This window comes from Alphaproteobacteria bacterium (assembly GCA_004295055.1).
Classification (GTDB): domain Bacteria; phylum Pseudomonadota; class Alphaproteobacteria; order SHNJ01; family SHNJ01; genus SHNJ01.
The window spans coordinates 1-20,929 of sequence record SHNJ01000030.1 but is presented as its reverse complement, the minus strand read 5'-3'; the positions used below and the strand labels follow the sequence as shown (position 1 = coordinate 20,929).

Sequence of the window (20,929 nt, the reverse complement as noted above, 5' to 3'; positions counted from 1 at the left end):
CGGCGATGAAAACCAAAAAAATTGAAACCAGACTGACCCATGCCGGCCGAGGCAAAGAACATTTTATCAATCCGCCGGTAACCCGCGCGGCGACCATATTGTTCGATTCAGTCGCGCATATGTATAGTTTGGAAGAAGGCCGTTATGACGGCAAAGATTTATATTACGGCCGCTATGGCACTTCGACCACGCACTCTTTGACCGAAGCGCTTGCCACTATGGAAGGGTGTGATCGCGCCGTGATTTATCCAAGCGGTGTTGCAGCGGCTGTTGGCGCGATGTTAACGATACTGAAACCCGGCGATCACATGTTAATGACCGAAGGCGATTATCCAAACAGCAAGCGCGCCGCGGAAGAAATATTGCGCCCGATGCAAGTAGATACAGAATATTACGACCCACTGATCGGCGCTGGAATAGAAAAAAAAATTCGCCCCAATACGCGTGCGATATACATGGAAAGTCCCGCTAGCAGCACCATGGAATTCCAAGACATCCCTGCCATTGTCAAGGTGGCGCGCAACCATAACATTACAACAATCATCGACAATACCTGGGGCACGCCCTTGCGATTCCGCCCGTTGCAATTAGGTGTCGATCTTGTGATTCAATCCGCAACCAAACATATTTCCGGACACAGCGATGTAATGATGGGTGTCGTTAGTGGCCAACAACCCTTGATCGATAAAGTCGCGCGCCAAGCTGTAGTGTTGGGATATTGCGTTTCTGCCGACGAGGCTTACCTGGCTTTACGCGGTTTGCGCACCATGCAAGTGCGCATGGATCAATGTGAAAAATCCGCGCGTGAAATTGCCGGGTATTTAAAAAATCGCGCGGAAATTGTTGCGGTTCTTCACCCGGAATTCGACGCCCCAGGCAAGGAAATTTTTGCGCGCGATTTTTCCGGCGGCAATGGAGTATTCAGTTTTGTATTAAATCCAAAATATGATGACGCCGCGGCAGCGCGTTTTGTCGACGGAATGAAATTATTTGGCCTGGGGTTCAGTTGGGGCGGATTTGAAAGCCTGATTGTTCCCCAAAATCCTACCCGCTCCTTCAGTTCGATTCCAAAAGGGAGAATAATTCGATTAAGCATCGGTTTGGAAAACGTAAAAGACCTTATTGAAGATTTGAGCGCAGGTTTTTCACGTTTATAAGTAATTTTGTTTCGGATAAATTGCTATTTAAATCATCTTCAGTTTTTATTGTTACAGAACAAAGACTGTCCACAGGTCGTTTATTTGCACGAGACGGATGTTTTAAAATAATTACATTGTGATTCAGTGGCTTATATTGTTTCATCGCTCCTTTTAAAAGACATATTATACCTAAAAAAAATTGTTTTAAACCTTCTCAATATCTATTGCTTTTTAGTAGGAGGAGGAGCATAAAGAAGTTCGATGAGCTCGTTTTCTATGACGAGCTGTTCATCTCGTACCCTCCTGTAACTAATACAGCCGACTCGAAAGAGCCGGCTATTTTTTTGCCCCAAAAAAATATTTTGTGTTTTATACCTTCTACTGCGGGTAAAAAAAATCCTGCAATGCCGCTAAAATTGGCGGCATGTTGCAGGAGTATCCAATTGAGCAGTCGTAGGATTAGAAAATTACGCGGCGTTCGATGGCGCTATTTCATGCAGCGGTTGGGTTTCGTATTTGCGTAAACGCAAAGATAAATTGGTTTCCATGATATCGATACTGGCTTTTGCCTGCTGGCTTAATTCAATCAACAAATTCAATTCCGATTGCTTGCGGCGATATTCCACATAAGCTTGCGCCACCAAACGTTTTACCCGGCGTGTCTGTAACAAACAATACTCAGGGTTTACGTCCTCGATCTGTGCAACGGTTTTTTTCCAAACACGGTAATTGCCAACGACCTCCATCAGTTTTTCCCGCCAGAATATTGTGGCGGATTGGGTGCGCTTAATCAATCGTCCGTAATGATTATGACTATCGGATACAATAACGGCAGCTTTGGTATTCATAAATCTACTCTCCTAAAAACATGTGATTATTTAATGCAACCGATAGTAGTGTTAGGTGGTTAATAGATCGTTAACGAAAGCCGCGCAATTCTTAATTCCATGCCACGCGGTTGTATTCAATCGCTAAAACGATAATTATTCGGTGTGATTTCAATGCATCCCACAATCTTGTGCGCCGCGAGATAAGGTTTTTTCGAAGCTCCACTCTTTTTCCAAAATACCCATTTTGATTTCGGTTCCGCCCAATTATCATTCGCTTTGGCAATCACATAATGTTTGGCGTTAATCCAGAAAACTACATAATCGCTTGATTGTATTGGCTTTTGCGGATCGGCGATAATCAATTCTCCCAAACAATATTTTGGCGCCAAACGATTATTGGTCACCGGCAAATAATACAGCCCAACCGGTTGGAAATGAACATCGGCAATATCCTTGTATGCATTCTGCATGGCCTTCCCCCAATTATCATTAATAACAACCATAAGTTGATTGACTAAACTTAGTATTAATGATAAATTGTCATAATGTCAATGACTATTTTACATTAGAAACGATTGCAGGAAATAAGATATGGTAACGATCGCCGACCGGATTAAACGAACCCGTACCAACAAAGGCTTAACCCAAGCGGCGCTGGCCAATGCGCTTGATATCAATCAATCCACGGTGGCGTACTGGGAAAACAACCGCAGCGAACCCGATGCCAGGACCGTGGAAACCTTGGGACGAATATTGGGCGTCACACCCGAATGGATTATGTTCGGCGGCACTTCGGCTAAATCCATTGGACCCAGCTTTGCCCCTCCCCCTACCGCGAAAGCACACAAAGACTTGCCGGTTTTGGGTATGGCACAGGCGGGAAAACATAGCACCCTTGTCATCACCGAAACGCCGGTTTCTTTTATTGACCGGCCGCCGAATCTTGCCGGCAATAACAGCGCGTTCGCCGTGTGGGTTGCCGGTAAATCCATGGAGCCACGGTTTCGGTTGGGGGAAATTATTTATATCAACCCCGCCAAACCCGTCGATGCCGGGTGCTTTGTATTGATTGAACTGCTGGATGGCAGCGCCTTTGTCAAAGAATTGATCAAACAAACCCAAAGCAAAGTAATCTTGCGCCAATATAATCCCGCCAAGGATCTGGAAATCGCCCTAACCGAGGTTAAAAATATCTATCGTGTGGTGGGATGTAGCGAGGGATAAAATCCTTAATTCTTTGCAATAATCCCTATACAGCTGCGTGCCAGACCATGTATATTACCAATTCACGTCCCCGTAGCTCAGCTGGATAGAGCAAATGCCTTCTAAGCATTAGGTCGTACGTTCGAATCGTATCGGGGACGCCATTTTCTTGCCGCGAGAACATCATTATGGGCAAAACCTCTGCAACAAAATCCGGTATTTTCAGCCTGGCTGTTTTTGTATCGGCCTTAGGCTATTTCGTAGATGTATATGACTTGCTGTTATTTAACATCGTCCGTTTACCTAGTTTACGCGATTTGGGGGTAGCAGAAACAGATTTATTCCATACCGGTATTTGGATTATCAATCTGCAATTGATCGGCTTGCTCGTGGGCGGAGTTTTGTTCGGCATTTTGGGCGATAAAATCGGCCGCACCAAATTGTTGTTCCTTAGTATTTTCACTTATTCCCTGGCAACTTTAGGCTGTGCCTTTGTACAGCAAGTATCAACTTATGCCTTATTACGTTTTATTGCCGGAATTGGACTTTCCGGCGAATTGGGATTGGCTATTACTTTAGTCACGGAAATATTGCCGCTGAAAAAACGCGGTTATGGCACCACATTAATTGCCGGTTTTGCGCCTGCAGGCGCAGTTATGGCCGCAATGTTGGCGCAAATTTTGGATTGGCGGACATGTTATTTGATCGGATCGATCATGGGTTTTGCGCTGTTATTCTTACGTATGCAGGTGAAAGATTCAATGATCTTTCTACAACAACCCAAAGATAAAAGCCGCGGCAACTTGCGTATATTTTTCGGCAATTGGCGGCGCACCGCACGTTTCGTTGGTTGCATTTTAATCGGTATGCCAGTGCCTTATGTCATGTATATGCTGGCAGGCTTCGCGCCAGAACTAACCAAATCTTTTGGCCTTTTACCAGTTATGACTGCCGCAGAAGCGATTTTATGGGGTTACATCGGATTTACCTTAGGTGATTTTGCAGGTGGATTGCTAAGCCAATGGTTACAATCCAGACGCACAGCCTTATTGTCTTTTATGGTATTTGGTTTTGCCGCCAGCAGTTATTTTTTGATGACCGGTTACGACCATGACAAAATTTGGTTTCAAATGTTTTATTGCTTACTGGGTCTAAGTGTTGGCTGTTGGACAATTGTTGTGACCATCAGCGCTGAATCGTTCGGCACTAATTTGCGCGCCACCGCCGCAACCAACGCGCCTAATATCGCCAGAGCCACTTTTGTGCCGATGAGCTTAATTGTCGCATACTTACAACCATCAATTGGCATCTTGGATTCGATGCTGGTACTAGGAATCATCGTATTTACCCTTACTTTTATTTCGGCCTATTTGCTATCCGATACTTTTCATAAAGATTTAGATTATGCCGAACGCTAAATTAACACCCATTTTTTTGCGGCAATTACAGAAACACAAAAACGCCACTCATGCAAAATGGGATAAGGCCTATCACAAATCTTCGCGTACGCATTGGGGTGTTCGCGCTGCCTTTTCCAAACAAGTGGTCAAAGATACGGCCCAGAAACGCAGCGAGGAAGAATTACTGACATTGGCAAAAGATTTATGGGCCACCGATCAGTTTGACGCGATGATTGCTGCCACGCGCATTTTGTGCCTGCCGCAAGTCAAACCCAGCAAAAAATTATGGCAAACCATCAAGCAATTTTTAAAAGATGTCGATGGCTGGGCATTGCAGGACAATATGGCGCCAGCCGCGTGGAAATGTATTTTGGCCGATGAAAAATTATTGGATGAATTGAATGGCTGGACCGAACATCCCAATTTTTGGATGCGTCGCGCGGTATTGGTTTACACCTTGCCCTATGCCAAATTGGGCCGAAATCCGGAACGCATGTTAGACTGGGCCGGGCAATATGCAGACGACGAAGAATGGTTCATTCAAAAAGCGATTGGATGGTGGCTGCGCGATTTGGGATCGCATAATTCTGCGCGCGTGATTGAATTTCTAAATGCCTATAATACGCAATTGAAATACGTGGCAAAGCATGAAGCAACGCGCAAATTAAAACCAGAATGGCGCAAGAAAATAAAACAAATTAACTAAATTTATTGAAGCGGAAATTGTCGGCGTAGGACTTGGATTTTTGCGTGCGTTGTTCCGGTTCAACTACTGCGCAGTCCCATCCTTTTTTCTTACAATATGCCTGTGCTTCGTCCAGCGAGTCAAAATGCAATTTCATTTGCTTGATCGTATCGATCGATTCTGCCCAGCCCATCAATGCATTCGGATCCGGCCGATCTTGCGGCGGAAATTCAATCACCCATTTTTTGGTTTTACGGGTGCCAGACGACATAGCGGTTTTAGCGGGTTTTAAAATTCGGACTTGCATGGAAACACCTAAGCATCGGTAATAGCATAAAACGCTTAGTTCATCAAAATATTAAGAATAATAAGAATTTATTTTAAGAAGGAAGGTGGCTTGCCAAGCCGTAGCCAACGATCGCAACAGCCCACCTACGTTCCTTTGGAACTTCGGCGCGGCAGCCTTCGACTTATGTTAAGTATAACGGGCGAAGGCTGGTCGGGGAGACAGGATTTGAACCTGCGACCCCCTGCTCCCAAAGCAGATGCGCTACCAGGCTGCGCTACTCCCCGACAATATTGAACGGCGCATTATGTCTACGCCAACATTCAAAGAGAGAGCTTAGTAGCAAGTTTTTAAAAACAAATCTAGTTAATTATGCGAGGGGCTCATTCCGCCGCCCTGGCCGCCAGAACCCCCTGCAGAAGGCTGATTTTTCAATACTGGCGTTAAAATCCGGTCACCAAGACGGATATTTTGTTTTTTTACCGTTCCACCCGGTAATTCAATAACCGCTGTTGTTTTGCCCATAGACCGCAAAATAGTCAGGTCCATCGGCTTGCCCTCGCGCAGGCGAAAAATACGGTTTTTATCGTTCACAAAAACCATATCCAACGGAATCAATGTATTCTTCATCCACATACCCACTTCGACCGGGGGATCGAACAAGAATATCATGCCCTGATCCGCGCCAAGTTCGGTGCGATTCATCAAGCCTTTGGCTTTTTGTGCTTCGGTCCGCGCGATCTCGATTGTAAACCGATGCTGTTTTCCATTGGTACCCAAAATCACCATTTCCGTTGTCTCGGATTTTTCTTCCGGCGGATAAGGCATATTGGTTTTCGCGCCATCCTGAGCAATGGCGCAATTCATAAATCCCAGCAATAAAAGAGTAGCAATGATTAGGCGCATAGCCAAATCATGCCGCAAAATCGAAATGAAGTAAATTAATAACGATGCGAGAAGAAAAGATCGTTATCCAGTGTCGAGCTGGTAATGCCATTAATACCGCGAGAACTGGAACGGCTGGTGCGTAAGAAATCGCTAACGTCTGTACGGTAATGCATAATACCGTACCGTGTATATTGCGACGGCTGTGCATCATTTAATTGAGCCCATACCTGGCTTTTGTTCGAACCGCTCCAGCTAGGAGAAGCGCCAACACCGCTTAAAGCCGCTACCATCGCGTTAGCCGCCGGCTTGCCAGTTGGTTTACCCAAATGATAAATACGGGTCATTTCCGCGTGTGCTGTGCCAGCCCAAGCGAGAGAAATCAATAATACCAAAACAATGACCGTATTTTTCATAATCGTCCTTTTCAAATTTGAATTTAATATAGAGATATTCTTGTTAAAAGTAAAGACAAATATCTTAAAAGGATATACAGATTAAGGGTTTGAATGCTGATTTCGCAATCGGTTCAAAAACCCCTCTAAAATATAAGCCGCTGCCGCCGCATCGATTTTGGCATCCCGTTTCGACCGGCTAAGATCCTGGGCGATCATAGCCCGTTCCACCGCACTGGTAGAAAGTCTCTCATCCCAAAAATCTATTGGAAAATCAGTTAATTCTGAATCTTTTTGCAAGTTCCGCGCGAACTGCCTTACAGCCTGGCAAGAAGGGCCTTCCGTGCCATCCATATTCAACGGCAAGCCCAGTAATATCATTCCGACTTCTTCGGCCCTTATAACCGACTTCAAGGATTCCAGATCCTTTTGCCATTTGCCCCGCGCAATCGTCGAATGGGGGGATGCAATCGTATGGGTACGGTCGGACAAGGCAATGCCGATAGTTTTCGATCCTATGTCCAGGGCCATGATTTTACGCCCTTTGGGCGCTGAAATGCTCATGCCGCTTTTGTACACCGCCCTTTTTCATTCGTCCACTGCGTACTGGAAATTTCATTGCGGATTCTGTATGTTAACCATCCGCTGTTAAGGAGAGCATAATGGTTAAATTCACCGAAAAAGACGTCATCAAATATGCCAAACTGGCCCGCATCCGGGTGGAACCGGATCAATTGGCTTCCTATGCCAATGATATGAGCGGCATTTTCAGCTGGATCGAACAGATCCAAAGCATCAATACCGATGGCATCGAACCGTTAATCACCTTTGGCGATCAAATGCCGATGCAGCCGGATATTGTTTCCGATGGCCATAAACAAAAAGAAGTTCTGTCGAATGCACCGGATTCCTATATGGGATTTTACGCTGTACCGAAAGTAATAGAATAGGGATTTGGGTATTGGGTACTGGGTTTTGGAAAATTTAATTCCATGACCCCAAACCCCAAAACCCTAACCCCAAAACCCACGAGAATGAAATGTCCCTAGCCTTAAAAAAAGAATTACCTGCCAAATTGACCGATTTAACCATGGTGGATGCGATCGATGGATTGCGCGCCAAAAAATTCTCGGCCGTGGAATTGGCACAGGCCCATATCCGCGCCGTTGAAAAAGCGCGGCCATTAAACGCCTTTGTTACCGAAACGCCGGAACTGGCCTTGCAACAGGCAAAAGAATCCGATGCGCGCCTGGCCAAGGGCGAAGCGCGCCCGATGGAAGGCATTCCAATCGCGAATAAAGATTTGTTCTGCACCAAAGGCGTGCGCACCACCGCATCGTCGCGCATGCTGGAAAAATTTATTCCGCCTTATGAATCGACCGTCACGCAAAATTTGTTGGATGCGGGTTGCGTCACATTGGGCAAAGTTTCCCTGGACGAATTCGCCATGGGATCGTCCAATCAAACCAGTTATTTTAAACCCGTCATCAACCCGTGGGATGCTGGCGATGGTAAAAAACTGGTTCCAGGCGGATCGTCCGGCGGATCTTCCGCGGCGGTGGCCACACGCTGCGCGATGGCCGCAACCGGAACCGACACGGCCGGTTCCGTGCGCCAACCTGCCGCGCTGTGCGGTATCGTGGGCGCAAAACCGACTTATGGCCGCGCCTCGCGCTGGGGCATTGTCGCATTCGCTTCTTCGCTGGATCAAGCAGGCCCAATGACCCGCACCGTGCGCGATAACGCGATTATGATGCGCGCCATGTGCAGTTACGACCCGAAAGAAGCGACTTCGGTCAACGTGCCAATCCCGGATTTTGAAAAATCGGTTAACGCTTCCGTGAAAGGATTAAAAGTCGGTTTGCCGAAAGAAGCCTTTATCGAGGGGATTAACCCCGAATTGAAAACCGAATGGCAAAAACGCGCCGATGATTTGAAAAAGGCTGGCGCGGAAATCCAAGAAATATCTTTGCCGCATTTCAAATACATCATTCCAACCTATTATATTCTGGCCCCTGCCGAAGCGTCGAGCAATCTGGCCCGGTATGATGGCGTTCGGTATACGCATCGCACCGACAAAGCGGAAAACATTATCGATCTATACGAACTTAGCCGCGCCGAAGGATTTGGCCGCGAAGTGCGCCGCCGGATGATGATTGGCGCCTATGTATTGTCCGCCAGTTATTTCGAAGCGTTTTTTACCAAGGCGCAGAAAATCCGCCGTTTGTTCAATAATGAATTGGAAGACGCGTTTAAAAAGGTGGATGTCATTTTAACGCCAACCGCGCCAGGCCCTGCCTTTGCTATTGGCGAAAAATTTTCCAATCCGATCGATATGTATCTAGAAGATTTGTTCACCATCCCCGCCAATTTCGGCGGCCTGCCCGCGATCAGCGTGCCAACGGGATTATTTTCGAACGGTTTGCCGATCGGACTGCAATTCATGGCGAAGCGGTTCGATGAACATAATATGTACCGTGCCGCCGGCGCATTGGAACAAATCTGCAATTTCAATCACAAACCGCAATTCGTGGCGGGAGAACAGTAAAGAAGGTTTCCGGTATCAGGTTTCAGGTGCCAGTTTAATTATTTTCATCTGACACCCGATACCTGGCACCCGGCACCAAATAGGAGAAATCATGCCGACAGAAAACAATTATATCCGTGGAGAGACTGGCAATTGGGAAGTAATAATCGGGCTTGAAATGCACGCCCAGATCACATCCAATTCCAAATTATTCTCGCGTTCTTCCGCCGAATTCGGCGGCGAGCCAAACGATCATGTCGCATTTTTGGATGCGGGCATGCCAGGCCAATTGCCAGTGATTAATGAAAAATGCGTCGAACAAGCGGTCCGCACCGGCCTTGGATTGCAGGCACAGATTAATTTGACATCCCTGTTCGACCGTAAGAATTATTTTTACCCCGATTTGCCGACCGGCTATCAAATTTCGCAATTCTTTAAGCCTATCGTCGGCAAGGGCGAAATCACTATTGACCTCGATAGCGGCAGCAAAAAAATCGGCATCACCCGCCTGCATATGGAACAGGATGCGGGTAAATCGATTCACGATCAGCACCCGACCAAATCTTTTATCGATTTGAACCGCGCCGGGGTTGGATTGATGGAAATCGTATCGGAACCCGACATGCGCAGCGCCGAGGAAGCCGGCGCCTATGTCAAAAAAATGCGCGCAATTCTGCGGTATTTAGGCACTTGCGACGGCAATATGGAAGAAGGCTCGCTGCGTTGCGACGTCAACGTATCGGTACGCAAACCCGGCGGCCCGTTGGGCACGCGATGCGAAATTAAGAACGTCAATTCCGTGCGCTATGTAATGGAAGCCATCGAAGTTGAATCGCGCCGCCAAATCGAAATTATCGAAGGCGGCGGCAAAATCGATCAGGAAACCCGCCTGTTCGATCCGAACACATCGACCACCCGCGCAATGCGGTCGAAGGAAGACGCGCAGGATTACCGTTACTTCCCCTGCCCTGATTTACCTCCATTGATTCTAACACCGCAATATGTCGAAAAAATCAAATCGACATTACCCGAATTGCCGGATCAAAAGAAACAGCGTTATATGACCGAATATAATCTGTCGGCCTATGACGCCAGCGTTTTGGTGGGCGAAAAAGAAGTCGCGGATTATTACGACACGATGCTGAAAATCCTGACCGCCGCGCGCCAATCACGCAGCCGCGAGGAAATTTTCAGCGACGCGAAAATGGCGTCCAACTGGCTGACCGTCGAATTGTTCGGCGCGCTGAACAAAGACAATAAAACCGTTACCGATTCGCCGATTGCCGCAAAACAATTGGCCGGTTTGTTATTGCTGATTCTGGATAATACCATTTCCGGCAAGATCGCCAAGGAAGTATTCGCCGAAATGTTGTCGTCCGGCAAAGACGCCGCCGATATCGTCGAATCCAAGGGATTGAAACAAGTTACCGACGTTGGAGCAATCGAAAAAGCCATCGACGATGTATTGGCCGCAAACGCCGATAAAGTCGCCGAATACAAAGCTGGCAAAGACAAAATGTTCGGATTCTTTGTTGGTCAGGTGATGAAATCAACCGGCGGCAAGGCCAATCCGAATCTGCTGAACGAGATTTTAAAGAAGAAGCTGGGTCAATAAATCTGGTTTCTTGAGGATCAAAAAAAACCGCCGGATTGCTCCGGCGGTTTTCGTATTTAAGAACCTATGCAATTACCAAGGCAATGGGCCTGGAATTACTACTGGTGGAGAAGTTGGCGGCGCACAGCGGGAAGAGCTATATCCGCGTGGACGGCAAGTCATGGAAGTTACACTGCCACCCGCAAGCGAGCACGAAGTACGCAAGGATTGCGACGTGGTGGTTCCGCACTGCAAAGCGGTTTCATAAGTATTGCCGATACCTGGAACATTGCAAGTCATCCAGCATTCCATCAACAAGCAGCCTGCGGGACGTGCCATTGCAACAGCCACATCGCCATCAGCGTGGCATATTTCCATAGCATCGCCGACAGCCACTGCTTCTCCAGAAATGGTATGCAGCACTTGTGCATTTGCTACGTTGCTAAATGCCGTTAGGAAAAGTCCAAACACAACCGCGAAAAAAACATTTTTTAACATTGGTGTTAGCTCCTTATAATTTGTCTGACCCAGAAAATATATTGTTACATACATTGGTCTCATAGTATTTTTGTTGCCCAATGACAATGATAATATTGTTACAGTTTTGTGTAACAATATAACCATATAAATGGCCATGATTTCAATGGCTTTGTTGGCATAAAATTGGCCTGTTATCGCATACTGTCTTGCGATAGCAGATTTTTTAAAATAAAAAAAACCGTCAGATTGCCCTGACGGTTTTTATTGAAATTGATTGCCTAACGTTGGCGTCCCGCATCTCTAAGATATGGCTTGCTGAACGAATCCGCGGCAGAAGATGAACTTGGCGCTGCTTGCGTCGCAGAGTCAGAATTATGCTGGATGCTGGGAGGATAAAATTGATCGCGCAGGCTTTTTGAAGAAATAATTTCAATCTGCATGCCAAAGATTCTAACGCTGCGCAACACATCGACCATGCCGTATCTAGCCTTGCCGTCCGTCCCCCAAAGATAAAACTGGGACTCGCCCGATACAGGCGGATCATTTGGACCCATTTCCTGACACTGAACCTCTATTGTCCGCTGCGGAATTTCCGGCGCCGTCGATGTGTCTAGTGCAAGCCGGCTAATACCGTCCCGCTTGTCGGTAATGAATTTAATGGCATCATCGCCATGCCAGACAGATTTTTCAATCCAACCCGCTTCTGCAAGGGATCGGAATCCGATCGTAATTCCGGAAGCTTTTTCTTCTTCTGTAACCGCAGTCGGCCTTTGATATACTTTGGCATATGGTTCGGCATACAATACATTGCCGGGTGGCTGCTCAATCCTATTTTCAAAACCAAATTCCGTAATCGTCAAATTGCCTGCTTTATCCGCTTCCATAATCATCATGGGCGTATAAGCAGTAACTTTGCGGCCGCCGGCATAATTCCTGTTTGGCAGCACCAAATTCACCGACGTATCGCGGGCACGCGCATAACTATATAAATCTATCCAATAGCCGCGGTTATCTGTTGGCAAACTCTCTACGGTTTGCGCGGAAAGCAAATGATTTTGGGGTTTAGAAGCCGCGCCTATTGCAATTTCGGAAAATACACGGGTTACTTGAGCCAGCTGTAATTCGGCATCTCTACCTGTTACTCTTGTTGCAAAAGAAATATCAAAAGGCCGGGATTCATTCGCATCGCCAAGCGGCACAATAAAAGCGACAAGATCGCCGGTTTTAGCTGCATCCTGGAAAGATTGCAATCTTCGCACATGATCGGCGGCGAACTGTGCGGCTTGGAATCCTTGAACCTTGTCCCCCATACAGAAGAATTGCAAGTCGCAAGCGGCAAAGCCTTGCCCTACTAGATTCGCTGCCGCTGGCGCGACATACATCATTCCTTGATATTTATGCAATTTCTTTTCAGGGTCGTCGCTGCCGCGATCCGCCCCAACCGATTTCTTAAACTGTTCAAATTGCTGCCAATCGCCCGTTATTTTAGCATCGCCGCGCACAGCCCCAAAATGGAGCAAGCCTTTATCGTCTACATAAAAATATGCGCCATTGGACATCATGGCCGTGCTGTTTTTTGCATTCGGCGGCGCATAAAAGAAAACTATTTCTTTCGGCTTTTGATTTTGGGAATTTCGATAAAGATTGGCGGTATCAATAACGTTGCTGGATGGATCTCTCAATTGGGCAATGCGTTCGTGCAATTGTCCATTTCTGACACCCCAAATTCCCATAACGCCAATCACGCCGAAGAAAAGCCCCGTCATCCATACGCCAGGACGCCTGTACAAAGGAACTTTTGGTGCGGAAACAGAATCGGCAGATACTGCCTGTTCTGGTCCGTTATCGCCTGCTATGGGGCCAATCGCTTCAGTCATCGGTGCATTCCATTAAATATACAATAACGTATTTCTATTCTAATTTATAGAATATGCAATAAGCCACAATATTGACGCCCAATATAGCAGCAATCGATTACTTTTCTAATAAATAAAGCAATACTATTCCCTGGAATCATAAATGCATTCCAAGACTTTGTTCTTGCTAGATAATTTTATGCTATTGCCACTCCGCTGGCCAATGCAATTTTGGATCTTTGTGCAGCAATAATTTCGGGCTGACGCCTTTAACGATGCGGAAATCCTTGTCGCCGCGCACGATGGAATCGTCTTTGACCGCCAGCATATTGAATCCGTGTGGGGGGCCGTGCAAATACACGTCTTTTGGCTCCATCAATTCAATCTTACAACCGCGCATCGGCACGTTCGATTGGAAATCGCGCATCGCGTAAACATGATATCCGAATTTACGCAGATATTTGACGATATCGGAATTTTCCAAACCTTTTGACCAATCGACATAGAATCTATGCACCTCGAAAATGATATTCGGCGCTTGGCCTTTTGGCTGCGATAAATAATGCGCCGCGCCTTGCAGGGCCGGCAATTCCGATCCTTCGATATCCATCAAAATCAGGTCGAAGTTCTTAATTTTGTTTTTCTTGCCATAGGCATCGATCGATGTTGCTTTGAACGTGATTTTACCCTTTTTGTTGCCGCGCAATTCGCGGGCATAAGCAAAGGCGTCGTTACCGGCCAACTCCAAAATTGTATTGCCCTTAGACCATAAACCTAGTTCGCTGGATTTAATTTGCCCATTCACACTATTATCATCGGCATTGTGCAGCAATAAATTGCGCTGTTCGTCCGAAGGCTCAAAACAATGAATAATGCCGCCCGATTTGGCCGCAACCTTAGCCCCCACAATAGCATGATCTCCGGCATAGGCGCCGCCAATCAGCACATGTTTTACGCCCTTGCATAACTTGACGAATAATTTGGTGGTTTGCGGTTCAAACACATGATCCGGTTTTGGATCCGGCGATAAAATGAAATCACGGGCAATTTTGGAACGGTACACGAAACTGAAATCGGTGCCATCGGCCAATTTCTTATGCTGTACCCCCGAAAATTTAAATAAAGCATCGCAAATCGGGCCGGTCAGTTCCTCGCGCACGCTACGGTTAATCGGCAGCATCACGGTTTTTTCAATTTCCCGCAAAGCGGAAACAATTACTTCCCTTGCTTCTGGAAAATCGCCCAAATTTTGCAGCGCCAGTATCAATTTCTGATCGGCGCCGGACAATCCCGCCAATGTGGTTTGATTGGCAACATAGGCCTTGGTAATCACCGATTTTTTGCGCGCTTTCGGCCCCTTGGACTTGCGCGCCTGTTTTTTCGATTTTGCCTTTACTGCTTTTTTTGCCATGGCCATACAATACTCCTACGCTTGATCCATTCTGAAAAAATAATTCATCATATCGAATTTCGGTTCTTTAAATATCAATTTTCCGCTGTTATTGAACACCACGCAATTGCCGGGCGTATCGGCATCGATCACCGATTGGCCTTGCGCCACAATGGTTTTCGCGCCGATTTTACATTTTCCAATGACCGCCGAATTCGGATACAACACCACGCCTTCGGCAAAATGCGGCAATTCTTCGGGATGCACACGGCCTACGGTGGAATTCTGGTATAGCACCAAATAATTGGCATAATGCGCGCGTGACAAAACAATCCCGGGCGAATGCGGAATGCAGAAAATTTCCGGCAGATCTATTTCATAAAAAATCTCAAGGCCGTTGAGCGCCTTGTTTAAATAATACAGTTTCGATGCGACCTCGATATCTTTCAATTCTTTCCAAGTGGAATTGGCCATAAAATACAAAAACACCGCATATTGATTGGAATGCAGCGGCGAAAATTTATTATCCGGCCACATGCGGCATAACTTCACCGGCTTGCGCATGCGTTCCAACCCAGAATCAATAATCCGACTAATCGTCGATTTTACGCTGAGATCATGTTTGTCCGGAAAAAGATTATTCAACTGCCCACTGAGCAGTTCGACAATTTCCCGGCGGCTGGTATTAACGAGTTCCATTAGCCCGTAGAGTTTTGTTAGATTCCATTAGATAGGACATTTTATCGGCCAGTAACGCGGGGCGTAAGCCAAAATCGGATTTTAATTTGGAAATATCGATCAAAGGTGCTTTGGCAACAGCGCCGCTTTGGGTTCCGGTTACAGTAATGCCCAAATGTGTCTGCAACATGGCGAATAATTCGCGATTACTGACATTTTGTCCGCTAGCCACATTGTAAATATCCGATTGTTTGTGTTCCAGCATCGCCAGAATTGCCGCGCAAACATCGTCGATATACACATAATCCCGCGCCGCGTCCGGATTGGAATCCAAGGTAAAATTGCGGCCCAGCAAAGCATGCTCGATTGTTGTGTGCAAAAAATTGCGATCGGTTAAATCATGCGAATAAACCGAAGCCAAGCGCGCCACACGCGCCTTGCCATTCGAAGTATGCAGGCACAACCATTCGCCCAATGCCTTGGACAAATCATAGGAATGGCGCGGATTATGCGGGTTCACAATCAAATCCTGCGATTCCTTGCCGCCACCCTGCCCCGAATCATATAAACGAGTGGATGACAAATAGACCAAAGATTCATAAGTCGATTCTTTTAAAATCCGGGACAGCAAGGAAGTATGCGCTTCGACGGTATCAAAGGGCCGTTTGGCATAATCGGCGGTAAGGCCAATACAATACACGACATATCCTAAATCCCTGCCAAAAATAGAATCATCGTTTTTCAGCGGCGCCTGCGGATCGAGCCCACGCGTGCGCATATAGCTGACCAAGTGCGATCCGACGAAACCGCCCGCCCCCAGCACGGTGATTGGTCTTTTTGATTTAATTAATGAATCCATATAGTTATTCGATCCTATTAAACAGATAACATAGCATCGGTGAAGGCATTGATGAATTGCCTGGAATCAATCAAGGTGGTTTTCATCAAATGTTCCCGCAATGTTTTACGCCATTCGCGCAGCTTGCCTTGCTCCGTGGTTAGATGCGCTGCCAGCTCGACATAATATTGATCGCGGTCTACGCATAGATTACCCAGCCCCGCATAATTCATAATGCTGTAGGACACGCGTTGATGAATTTGTGTGCCATGACGGCTGACTACAGGCACGCCCATCCACAGACTTTCCATGGTGGTGGTGCCGCCAGTAACCGGATATGTATCCAGCGAGATATCCATTTCATTATAGTAATCCAAATGCGATGGCAAATAATTAGCCTTTAATATTAAACGGTCTGCGTTAACACCATCGGTGGCAATCGATTGAATGATATTTTCCCGCATTGTCGCATCGGCGAATTCCGGGCGAATATAAAGCAATCTGGCCGACGGAACGGCCTGCAAAACGGCGCGCCATAAATCGATGGTTTTGGTTCCGAGTTTATATGGATTATTCAGCGAACCAAAGGTGATATAACCGTTTCTGTCGTATGGCAGATCGCCGATCGGGCGCGGTTCCGCCGCACCAAAGCAAAGATAACTGCTGCCACCCAAGATCAATGGTTTTTCGCTCATGCATTCGGTGCTGGGCGGATTCAAAAACGCATCCACCAGCATATAGTCGCAGTCTTTTAACCCGGTGGAAAAAGGATAACCCAGCCATGTCATTTGCACTGGCGCGCAGCGCGAGGCAAAAGCCTGGCTGCACCCACCCATGGTCATGCCGTTCAAATCAATAATAATATCGACATCGTCTTCGGCAATAATAGAGGCAACTTCGTCCGGCTGTTTTTTCGATACATCCTTAAACTTGCCCATTTGTTTTTGGAAGTAATCATGCACCCGATCGCCAACGCCGGGCAAAAGGCTGTAACCATAAAATTCGATTTTACTTTTATCCACTTGATCGATCAGCGGCAGCAGAAATTTACCGACGGAATGGTCACGAAAATCGGCGGACAACAGCCCAACTGTGCGCGGCCGCCGCGCCGTTAAAAACTTACGCTTGGTCTTTATACCAGATGACCGTTTTTCCCAGAATTTTCCCCAGTTGCGCTGATATTTATACAGTTGACGCGATGTTTCGTCGTCTTCCGCCATCACAAGGCCAATCATCGAAAGTCCGGAAGCAAACAACGGGTCCGTTTCCAGATCCTTTAGGCGCAAAATATTCGGATGCTGGCGTAAAGCCGAGAAATCGCCGGTACCGGTATAATAATTATATTGATGTATCATAACAAATGGCTGTGCCAATAGTTCCGGCTTGTCCGTCCAATAATCCAATACTGTTTTTGCCGTTGCTAATTCCTTATTGGTGAGCAGTGAAGATAGTAATTTATTACGTGCGTCAAAAGAATCCGGTTCCAATTCCAAGGATTTTTTCAAAGCGATAATAGCGGCCGCGTGATTGCCTTGATCCGCCAGAACGCAACCGCTTAGAAAGTGCGCTTTGCCTGACTTAGGATCTTTCTGAAGAATTCTTTGACAATAAGCCTGGGTTTTCGAGTAGTTCCCGCCGACATAGAGGCAAGATGCAATCGCGGCCAATAATTCCGTGTCATTCTGGCCTGCCTGCTCCGCTATTAAAAAATGCTGCAAAGCCTTGGCCGGTTCATGCAACAGCAATAATGCCGAAGCATACAGACGCTGCGCCGATCCGTGATCCGGTTTCAGTTTGACCGCAAGACTTAGATATGGCAGCGCATCCTTATACCGGTTCAAGTCTGAATATAGCAATTGACCCAAATTGAAATTGGATTTGAAATCCTGTGGGGCAAGCCGCAAAGCTTCCGACAGCTGTTTCTCCGCTTCCGCTAACACGCCCGCTTTGCGCAAGGTAACCGCGTAATTGTTGCGAAAATCGACAAATCCAGGATCCAGACTCACCGCCCTGGCCTGGTCGGTCAACGCATCCGTAAAATTACCCTGCAGGAAATACATGGTACCGCGCAAATTCAGCGCATCCGGGTGATCCGGCATTATGTCTATAATTTGAGTCAATATTTGAATAGCGCCAGCAATATTGCCTTGCGCATGAGCGGTCAAAGCCTGCTGCAGCATGGTATCTATTTTCTTGGCGGCGGCATCAGCGAAGCCCATGTTTTTCCACCACAGTTTGCATGGCTATTTCAAAATCGGACGCAAACAACTTGTCATCGCATAACGGCGATGAATGCATGATAGGACGCATATTGGCATGCAGCCATCGCAGCAACTTCGTGTCATTGGCCAAATTTGCGGCGATATTTACAAAACCATCTTCGTTGTCCGCGCACAAATCCGGGAATCCAGCGTTGGAAATGAAACTGCGGCTCAAGCGGCTATGATGCGCCTCCATATACCGGCTGACCACCGGTACGCCCATGCTCATGGATTCGCAAGTCGTGGTGCCTCCGGTCAATGGAAACACATCCAGCGAAACATCCAAATACCGGTATAAATGCAAATGTTTGCCCATCGGATTGCCGGAGAAAATAATCCTCTCCGGGTCGACGCCATGCTTTTCGAATTCCTTGCGTACGTTTATTTTCATTAAATCCGATCCTGCTTCGGGGCGAATAATCAGAAATTTGGAATCCGGCACGGCCAACAAACATTTCGCCCAGGATTTCACAATCGTCGGCGTATATTTATTGGGATTGTTAAAGGTGCCAAAAGTAATATAGCCGTTGGTTTCGAAAGCCGGAGTTGGATCGAATTCCGGTTCCTGCCCCATGACATAGCACGCGTATGAATTTGGCATAATCAAAGGATCTTCAGCGCCATATCCCGGAATTTCCGGCTTATTGAACCGGTCGAAAATCATATAATCGATAGTAGATATGCCGGTAGTAAATGGATAACCAACCCACTCCATTTGCACAGGAGCCAAACGTTTAGCCATCAACATAACGCGCGAATCGGCGGTAAATCCGTTCAAGTCGATCAAGACGTCGTTATCATCGCTCAATATCAAATCAGCCAGTTCATGATTATACATGTGTTCGACATAGTGAAATTCATCCACCAGATTGCGGATTTGTTTTTGTATGGCGTCTTCGATCTGCTTTTGCGGACTGTAACAGCGTATCTCCATCAAGTCTTTATTGTAATTGGTCAACAATGGCAGAATGAATTTGGCTACCACATGGCTTTTCAAATCGGAAGATAGGAATCCAAGCCGTATTTTCGGATATTTCCGGGGCGTTGGCCGTAAAGTTTTAGTAATCTTCTTTTCTAAATCGGGCGTGCTGTTAATCAGCGCATCGCCATGCAGCTTTACAAGATTCGCCAGTTTTAAAGTGCTTTCCGCATCTTTCGCATACTTGAAATAATTCATAAACATGTTTGGATAATTGGTAAGCGGAACGCTTTCAAAAATTTTAAATTGCGATCCTACTTCTTCCTGATCGTCCTCAAATGCGAACACATATTCCATCACCCGGTCCGACAAAGACCGCATGCGCGCCTTGTCATATCCAGGAACCGTTTCCATCATCTTGACATAGAAATAAGCGCGATCCAGCTGAAACTGATAGATCAAGCTTTGGATCAATTGGAAATACGTGGGCAAATGCTGCGGCTTTAGTTGCAGCGCATGCCGATATGCTTCGGACGCATCGAAGTAACGCTTGAAAAACATCAGGATATTGCCATAGTTCAAGGCAACTTCGTATGAATCCTGACGCAAATCATAGGCTTTTTTGTAAAGGTCGCAGGCTTCCTGCCAATTTTTCAAGTGCTCCAAAGTAAACGCAAGATTATTGGTCGCTTCGCCATCGTCGGGGAAATGTTCCAGATAAATACGGTAAGATTTTTCCGCATCTTCCCATTTCCGCAGGCGCATATTACAGTCGGCCAGGACTTTGTGCATTTCATATAATTGCGGATTCAATTCCAATGTAGTCTGCGCATGCTCAATTGCGGAATCGTATTCCTGCAATTCAAATTTTGTTTTTGCCAAATTGCCGTGCACTTGCCAGCTGTAACGATTCAGCAGCAGTGATTGATCAAAAACTTCCGCGGCTTCTTTCCACTTTTCTAAATTGCGGTAAACGCCACCAAGGTTATTCAGTATCTCGTTATCATTGGGTTTTAATTCATTGGCCTTAGCCAGCAAAGTTTCCGCTTCTGCATACTCGCCTTTTTGCAATAACAGCGTACCTAGCAGATTTAACAATGTCGGATCATCGGCAAATTCTTCTAATATCTGACGGTATAATTTTTCTGCCTCTACAAAGTTCTGATTTACATGGTATTCAAACGCCTTGGACACCAATTCGCGATTGACGCGCTGGGATTCAAATACTTTCCAATTGGCGGTGGTTTCAGGGGTAGAATTCATAAATTAGGAAACAATCTGAAGGTATGGAAGCTTATTCTATAATGTAAGGGCGATGGTTAACAAAATCTAAAGATCCTAAGATAAACAAGCTTTTATATAATATACCGCCCGATTATAAAAACTTATGCCGGCGTTAAGTAGATTTTAATTATTCTTAGATAGGATGGCTATGTGTGGCAGGATAGCCACGCGAATTTATCATCCATGTAGGAGAATAACAATGCCACTCAATATCGTTTCCAACCAAGCAGCGTCGATTGCAAATCGTGCCTTGACTCAGGCCGACCGCGAAATGACGAC

At 46.4% G+C, this 20,929-nt stretch carries 20 protein-coding genes and 2 tRNA genes; 8 read left to right on the top strand and 14 right to left on the bottom strand.

Annotated elements, in window-relative coordinates; all coding sequences use genetic code 11:
* Positions 1–5 precede the first annotated feature (5 nt).
* Entirely contained in the window at positions 6–1,157 is a 1,152-nt protein-coding gene (metC, locus tag EYC62_07000; protein ID TAH33049.1) for a cystathionine beta-lyase, read from the top strand.
* A gap of 449 nt (positions 1,158–1,606) precedes the next feature.
* On the opposite strand, the gene EYC62_06995 is transcribed toward metC, so the two are convergent.
* Complete coding sequence (locus tag EYC62_06995) at positions 1,607–1,987, bottom strand: hypothetical protein (GenBank protein TAH33048.1); 381 nt, start codon at positions 1,985–1,987, stop codon at positions 1,607–1,609.
* Positions 1,988–2,103: 116 nt separating this feature from the next.
* Positions 2,104–2,439, bottom strand: a complete 336-nt coding sequence (locus EYC62_06990; protein TAH33047.1) for a hypothetical protein — start codon at positions 2,437–2,439, stop codon at positions 2,104–2,106.
* A 121-nt stretch (positions 2,440–2,560) separates the two neighbouring features.
* Here EYC62_06990 and EYC62_06985 point away from each other — a divergent pair, with 121 nt between their 5' ends.
* The 4 genes from EYC62_06985 (at position 2,561) to EYC62_06970 (ending at position 5,278) form a co-directional block, all read left to right on the top strand.
* Positions 2,561–3,193, top strand: a complete 633-nt coding sequence (locus tag EYC62_06985) for an XRE family transcriptional regulator (GenBank protein TAH33046.1) — start codon at positions 2,561–2,563, stop codon at positions 3,191–3,193.
* 66 nt (positions 3,194–3,259) lie between these two features.
* Positions 3,260–3,336, top strand: a tRNA-Arg gene (locus EYC62_06980).
* 24 nt (positions 3,337–3,360) lie between these two features.
* On the top strand, positions 3,361–4,590 hold the full coding sequence (locus tag EYC62_06975) for an MFS transporter (protein ID TAH33045.1): 1,230 nt from the start codon (positions 3,361–3,363) through the stop codon (positions 4,588–4,590).
* Positions 4,577–5,278 carry a DNA alkylation repair protein gene (locus EYC62_06970; GenBank protein ID TAH33044.1) on the top strand — a complete coding sequence of 234 codons (702 nt, stop codon included), beginning with the start codon at positions 4,577–4,579 and terminating at the stop codon, positions 5,276–5,278. Before EYC62_06975 ends, EYC62_06970 begins: the two co-directional genes overlap by 14 nt.
* Here EYC62_06970 and EYC62_06965 read toward each other — a convergent pair.
* From EYC62_06965 to ruvX, 5 genes are all read right to left on the bottom strand, one after another.
* Positions 5,271–5,564: an oxidoreductase gene (locus EYC62_06965; protein TAH33043.1), complete on the bottom strand. Its 294-nt coding sequence runs from the start codon at positions 5,562–5,564 to the stop codon at positions 5,271–5,273. The two genes, EYC62_06970 and EYC62_06965, sit on opposite strands and share 8 nt — an antisense overlap.
* Positions 5,565–5,753: 189 nt before the next feature.
* A tRNA-Pro gene (locus tag EYC62_06960) sits at positions 5,754–5,830 on the bottom strand.
* A 79-nt stretch (positions 5,831–5,909) separates the two neighbouring features.
* Entirely contained in the window at positions 5,910–6,449 is a 540-nt protein-coding gene (locus EYC62_06955; protein TAH33042.1) for a DUF192 domain-containing protein, read from the bottom strand.
* Between the two features lie 35 nt (positions 6,450–6,484).
* Positions 6,485–6,844: a hypothetical protein gene (locus EYC62_06950; GenBank protein ID TAH33041.1), complete on the bottom strand. Its 360-nt coding sequence runs from the start codon at positions 6,842–6,844 to the stop codon at positions 6,485–6,487.
* A gap of 81 nt (positions 6,845–6,925) precedes the next feature.
* Entirely contained in the window at positions 6,926–7,387 is a 462-nt protein-coding gene (ruvX, locus tag EYC62_06945) for a Holliday junction resolvase RuvX (protein ID TAH33040.1), read from the bottom strand.
* Positions 7,388–7,485: 98 nt separating this feature from the next.
* Here ruvX and gatC point away from each other — a divergent pair, with 98 nt between their 5' ends.
* The 3 genes from gatC (at position 7,486) to gatB (ending at position 10,965) form a co-directional block, all read left to right on the top strand.
* A complete protein-coding gene (gene gatC, locus EYC62_06940) occupies positions 7,486–7,773 on the top strand; it encodes an Asp-tRNA(Asn)/Glu-tRNA(Gln) amidotransferase subunit GatC (protein ID TAH33039.1) in 288 nt (95 codons plus the stop codon).
* A gap of 89 nt (positions 7,774–7,862) precedes the next feature.
* A complete protein-coding gene (gene gatA, locus EYC62_06935) occupies positions 7,863–9,371 on the top strand; it encodes an Asp-tRNA(Asn)/Glu-tRNA(Gln) amidotransferase subunit GatA (GenBank protein TAH33038.1) in 1,509 nt (502 codons plus the stop codon).
* 91 nt (positions 9,372–9,462) lie between these two features.
* Positions 9,463–10,965, top strand: coding sequence for an Asp-tRNA(Asn)/Glu-tRNA(Gln) amidotransferase subunit GatB (gatB, locus tag EYC62_06930; GenBank protein ID TAH33037.1), 1,503 nt, complete (start codon positions 9,463–9,465; stop codon positions 10,963–10,965).
* Positions 10,966–11,037: 72 nt separating this feature from the next.
* Here gatB and EYC62_06925 read toward each other — a convergent pair whose 3' ends face one another.
* The 7 genes from EYC62_06925 to EYC62_06895 form a co-directional block, all read right to left on the bottom strand.
* On the bottom strand, positions 11,038–11,442 hold the full coding sequence (locus EYC62_06925; protein ID TAH33036.1) for a hypothetical protein: 405 nt from the start codon (positions 11,440–11,442) through the stop codon (positions 11,038–11,040).
* Between the two features lie 260 nt (positions 11,443–11,702).
* A complete protein-coding gene (locus EYC62_06920) occupies positions 11,703–13,301 on the bottom strand; it encodes a hypothetical protein (protein TAH33035.1) in 1,599 nt (532 codons plus the stop codon).
* 181 nt (positions 13,302–13,482) lie between these two features.
* The gene (locus EYC62_06915) at positions 13,483–14,697 is read right to left on the bottom strand and encodes an FkbM family methyltransferase (protein ID TAH33034.1); all 1,215 of its coding nucleotides are present in this window, start codon (positions 14,695–14,697) and stop codon (positions 13,483–13,485) included.
* Positions 14,698–14,706: 9 nt separating this feature from the next.
* On the bottom strand, positions 14,707–15,234 hold the full coding sequence (locus tag EYC62_06910) for a hypothetical protein (protein ID TAH33156.1): 528 nt from the start codon (positions 15,232–15,234) through the stop codon (positions 14,707–14,709).
* A gap of 121 nt (positions 15,235–15,355) precedes the next feature.
* Positions 15,356–16,207, bottom strand: a complete 852-nt coding sequence (locus EYC62_06905; GenBank protein TAH33033.1) for an SDR family oxidoreductase — start codon at positions 16,205–16,207, stop codon at positions 15,356–15,358.
* Between the two features lie 17 nt (positions 16,208–16,224).
* Entirely contained in the window at positions 16,225–18,405 is a 2,181-nt protein-coding gene (locus EYC62_06900; protein ID TAH33032.1) for a glycosyltransferase family 41 protein, read from the bottom strand.
* On the bottom strand, positions 18,392–20,629 hold the full coding sequence (locus tag EYC62_06895) for a glycosyltransferase family 41 protein (GenBank protein ID TAH33031.1): 2,238 nt from the start codon (positions 20,627–20,629) through the stop codon (positions 18,392–18,394). The genes EYC62_06900 and EYC62_06895 overlap by 14 nt, the downstream gene beginning before the upstream one ends.
* Positions 20,630–20,929: the final 300 nt, after the last annotated feature.